We start from the raw sequence: 4,842 nt of genomic DNA, 5'->3' as shown, positions 1-4,842 counted from the left end.
TGACCCCCACCGATTTGCGCCCGTACTTGGCCTGAATGCCCCGCATCTTGGCCGTGGCAAAGCTCAGCGCCGCGTCCCAGCTGACCTCACGCCAGGGCTGATCGATGGTCTCGCGGATCATCGGGTTCAGGATGCGGTCGGAATGGGTGGCGTAACCATAGGCACACCGCCCCTTGACGCAGGAATGCCCGCGATTTGCCGCACCATGCTTATAGGGGGTCATGCGCACCAGCTGGTCGCCGTTCAACTCCGCCTTGAAGGAACAACCCACCCCGCAATAGGCGCAGGTGGTGATGACCGACCGCGTGGGCGTGCCCAGCTCGACCACTGATTTCTCCTGCAGCGTCGCGGTCGGGCAAGCCTGTACGCAAGCCCCGCAACTCACGCAATCAGAGGCAAGGAAATCATCGCCCACCCCACCGGCTGAGACGCGGCTTTCAAACCCGCGGCCTTCGATCGTCAGCGCGAATGTCCCCTGCACCTCTTCGCAGGCCCGCACACAGCGGTTGCACACGATGCATTTGGCCGGATCATAGGTGAAATAGGGGTTGCTGTCGTCCTTGGCGATCCACTCCGGGTTGGCGATGCCGCTCGTGTCGCGGCGGGCGAAGTGGGTGCGCATGCCGCCCTCGGGCGCCTCGTAACGCTGGTCACGCAGGCCCACGACACCGGCCATATCCTGCAATTCGCAATCGCCATTGGCGCTGCATGTCAGGCAATCGAGCGGATGATCGGAGATATAAAGCTCCATCACCCCCTTGCGGATCGCCTTGACCTGCTCGGACTGGGTGCGCACGACCATTCCCGGCGCCACCGGCGTGGTGCAGGACGCAGGCGTGCCGCGCCGCCCCTCGATCTCGACGACGCACAACCGGCATGACCCAAAGGCCTCCAGATTGTCGCTGGCACAGAGCTTGGGCACGGCAATGCCGGCAATCGCGGCGGCCCGCATCACCGATGTGCCCTCGGGCACGGTGACCTCAAAGCCGTCGATCACAAGGCTGATGGGCGCACCCTGCTTGGCGGGCGTGCCCATGTCGCGATCATCGCCCCATGGAATGATGAAATCCTTCATGCGCTTGCCCTCAACTTATCCATCTTTGCTTTCCAAATACTCCGGGGGTCCGGGGGCAGAGCCCCCGGCCGGTCAGCGCCGAAGGCGGTGATCCCGCTCATTCCGCCGCCTCCCGCCGCCCGCTGAATTCCTCGGGGAATTGTTCCAGCGCACTCATCACCGGATAGGGGGTGAACCCCCCAAGCGCGCAGAGAGAGCCATGTTTCATCGTCTGGCACAGATCGACCAGAAGCGGCACGGCGCTGGCATCGCCTGCCGCGATGCGGTCGATGGTTTCCACGCCGCGCACCGCACCGATCCGGCAGGGCGTGCATTTCCCGCAGCTTTCCACCGCGCAGAATTCCATCGCGAAACGCGCCATCGCGCGCATGTCGGCGCTCTCATCGAAAACCACCACACCGGCATGGCCGATCAAGCCGCCCTGCCCGTCGAATTCCTCATAGGCAAAGGGCGTGTCGAACTTGGCGGGTGCGAAATAGGCGCCAAGCGGCCCGCCCACCTGCACCGCCTTGATGGGCCGCCCTGTTGCAGTGCCGCCCGCGATGTCGTTGACCAATTCCCCCAACGCCATGCCGAAGGCGGTCTCAAAGAGCCCGCCGCGCGCCACATTTCCCGCGATCTGGATCGGCATGGTCCCTTTGGACCGGCCGAGCCCGAAACTTGCGTAATGATCGGCGCCTTTCTCGAAAATCACCGGAACCGTCGCCAGCGAAATCACGTTGTTGACGACCGTTGGCCGCCCCATGAAGCCTTCGAGCGCGGGCAGCGGCGGCTTGGCCCGAACCACCCCACGCTTGCCCTCGAGCGAGTTCAGCAGCGATGTCTCTTCGCCGCAGACATAGGCGCCTGCGCCAACGCGGATTTCGATATCAAATTCATGCGTTGAGTTAAGAACAAATCCTAAAATATTGTTATCAAAAGATATTTTTACTGCACGCTCCATCATCTCGATGGCGTCGGGATATTCCGAGCGGATATAGATGTAGCCCTTACTGGCCCCCACCCCGAGACCCGCGATCACCATGCCCTCGATCACGGAAAACGGATCGCCCTCCATGATCATCCGGTCGGCGAAGGTGCCGCTATCGCCCTCATCGGCGTTGCAGACAATATATTTGCGCGGGCCGTGGGCCTTTTGCACCGTTTCCCACTTGATGCCGGTGGGAAAGCCCGCCCCACCCCGTCCACGCAGGCCGCTTTCCTTCATCTGCGCGATGATCCCGTCGCTGCCCAAAGCCAGCGCGCGGCGCAGGCCAAGCAAGCCGCCATGCGCTTCGTAATCGGCTAGATCAAGCGGATCGATCAGCCCGCAGCGCGCGAAGGTGAGGCGTGTTTGGCGCGCGAAAAAAGGAATGTCCTCGACCGGCCCAAGGCTTGTCGCGTTGCCCGCCAAAATGCCCGCAACATCGGCGGGCGCCACCGGACCATAGGCGCGGCGCTGCCCATTTTCCTCAATCTCCACAAGCGGTTCCAGCCAGACCATCCCGCGCGATCCATTGCGGATCACCGCATGACCCAAATCGGCAAAGGCATCGGCCACGGCATCGGCACCAAGCGCACGCGCGCTTGCATCGCGGGGAACATAGATCTTCATGCGCCGACCTCCGCCAGCAACATCTCTGGCGTCGCGCGCGCCTTCAGCTTGCCATCCACCATCACGGCAGGCGCGCAAGCACAAAGCCCCAGGCAATAGACAGGTTCGACCGTCACCCGCCCATCACGGCTCGTCTCGTGCCAGTCCAGACCCAGCTTGGCCAGAACCGCCGCGGACAAGGCCGCCCCGCCCATCGCCTGACAGGCCTCGGCCCTGCAGATCTTGAGGACATGAACACCGGCCGGCTTGTCACGAAAATCATGATAGAAACTGATCACGCCATGCAACTCGGCCTTGGTGATGTTCAGCGCGTCGCAGATCGGCGCATGGGCGTCTTTCGGGATATATCCGAACGCTGATTGAACCGCGTGAAGGATCGGCAATAGCGGCCCCTCGCGCCAGAGATGGGCGGCGATGATGGCTTCAATCTCGGCCAGCCCGTCGGGCTGCGCTGCATTGGATGGGCTGGTCATGTCTGGCTCCGGAATTCCAAGGCCAGTGTCGCGATTGGCGATCAATAATCAATATTGATATTCCGTTAGTCGATTGAAAATATCAATGAAACATGCGCGACGATCAACGCGCGATTTGCGACGCTTTACACACCTCAAGCGCGGTTCAAACCGGCCGCTTGCGCCAAAAGCGCGTCCAGCACAGGGGTATGTGGTTCGCGAAATGGCGCCACGAGCCCCACGACATGCTCAACATGCGCGCCGATGATCGGCACGATAGCCAAGCGTTTGCCCGCGCTCAAGAATCTCGCCATGTCCGACGGCAGGATCGTGACCCAGCCGCCCTGCTCGACATGGGCGGCAAGAACAAGGGTCGAATTCGCCTCGATCAAGGCGTCCGGGGTTACATCGGCCTCCATGAAGCATTGGTTGATAATGCGTCGGTTCTGCATATCCGGCGTCAAAAGGCACAATCTTTCACCGGCAAGATCGGCCCATGTCACCTGCGCTTGCAGGGCCAAGGGGTTGTCGGCGTGGCAGACCAGCGTATAGCGCTCGGTATAGATCGGGGCGGTCGTCATCCGGCCCAAAGGCTCGTTGTCGAGATATGACAGCCCGGCATCCACCTCGAGATTTTCCAGCATTTTCAATATCTCGGAGGATGTCCGCGACAAGATCGTGAAGCGCACCTTGGGGTGGGCCTCGGCAAAACGCGCCGAAAGCTTCGCCGCCCATGTCAGCGCCGTGGGAATAACCGCCAGCCGCAGATGCCCCGACAATCCATGGCGGCTTACGCGCATCTCTTCGCGAAAGGCGCGGGCATCGCCCACCAGCCTGCGCGCCCAGACCAGCGCGCGCGCACCCTCAGGTGTCAGACCGCCATAGCGCGAGCCGCGAAAAATCAGCTGCACACCCAGCTGTTCCTCAAGCTGCTTGATGCCTGTCGAGAGCGTTGGCTGCGTAATGCCAAGCGTTTCGGCGGCGCGGCCAAAATGGCCTTCCTTGGCGACCGCGATGAACATTTCGAGCTTGTTGATCATGATCGGTATTTTGCAATCAAATTCCGCGATTTCAATAGATTTTTTGCATCAATTCCATGCGGGAGAATGCAGCGATACCAAGGAAGAAAAATCGCTTGGACATAAAGGCGGAGTTTGGCACAGTCCCACCCGACAGACTTTCGTTTAAAGATTCTTTCGAAAGTATAATATTTGTAACTAATGGGGGGGCTTGCAGCATGCCTACATTTACGCTCGGCGGAGTATCTATTTCAGAAGACACGTTTCTTGGTCTGACACAGTTCACGGTTACCGTGCCCGAAGACGCCAATATCGTTTACCAGTATTCGAACAATACGAATAACCCGGGCTTTGCGACTTCCGATTTCGGGACGGGCGGTTTGGTCGTGATCCCGGAAGTATGGCTTGGGCCGGAGAACTCACCCGTATTCGTCAGCCCCTATGGCGAAGATGAGAACGACGAATTGTATATCGTCGACCTTATCTTGGACACCAACGGCGATACTGCCCCCGATGTGGCACTGACGATCATGCTGATTTTCGATGAATCGTCGGGGGTCGATCATTTGTTCATTTTGAACAGCTCCAATCCCGCCTTCACTCTGCCATCCGATGCAGCTGGCGTTGCTGCTCTTCGCGATCAAATCATCGGCGTTTTGCCGATCAGCAGCGGCCCCTTCGCACCCGGAACTCCGTTGGATT

At 60.3% G+C, this 4,842-nt stretch carries 5 protein-coding genes; 1 reads left to right on the top strand and 4 read right to left on the bottom strand.

Annotated elements, in window-relative coordinates:
* The 4 genes from ACTG4J_RS14800 to ACTG4J_RS14785 form a co-directional block, all read right to left on the bottom strand.
* A partial coding sequence (locus ACTG4J_RS14800) for a 2Fe-2S iron-sulfur cluster-binding protein (protein WP_439140506.1) occupies positions 1-1,075 on the bottom strand: 1,075 nt, incomplete at its 3' end.
* A gap of 97 nt (positions 1,076-1,172) precedes the next feature.
* Positions 1,173-2,669, bottom strand: coding sequence for an NADH-ubiquinone oxidoreductase-F iron-sulfur binding region domain-containing protein (locus tag ACTG4J_RS14795; protein ID WP_439140505.1), 1,497 nt, complete (start codon positions 2,667-2,669; stop codon positions 1,173-1,175).
* The gene (locus ACTG4J_RS14790; protein ID WP_439140504.1) at positions 2,666-3,142 is read right to left on the bottom strand and encodes a formate dehydrogenase subunit gamma; all 477 of its coding nucleotides are present in this window, start codon (positions 3,140-3,142) and stop codon (positions 2,666-2,668) included. The genes ACTG4J_RS14795 and ACTG4J_RS14790 overlap by 4 nt, the downstream gene beginning before the upstream one ends.
* Positions 3,143-3,276: 134 nt before the next feature.
* Positions 3,277-4,161 (bottom strand): LysR family transcriptional regulator, encoded by an 885-nt coding sequence (locus tag ACTG4J_RS14785; RefSeq protein WP_439140503.1) that lies wholly within the window; start codon positions 4,159-4,161, stop codon positions 3,277-3,279.
* Positions 4,162-4,358: 197 nt separating this feature from the next.
* Between ACTG4J_RS14785 and ACTG4J_RS14780 the strand changes: the two genes are divergently transcribed.
* Positions 4,359-4,842 (top strand): hypothetical protein (locus ACTG4J_RS14780; protein ID WP_439140502.1); only part of this gene is annotated, 484 nt, incomplete at its 3' end.

The organism is Roseicyclus sp. (genome assembly GCF_965662675.1).
Lineage (GTDB): Bacteria > Pseudomonadota > Alphaproteobacteria > Rhodobacterales > Rhodobacteraceae > Roseicyclus.
This window is presented reverse-complemented; position numbering and strand designations above follow the sequence as displayed.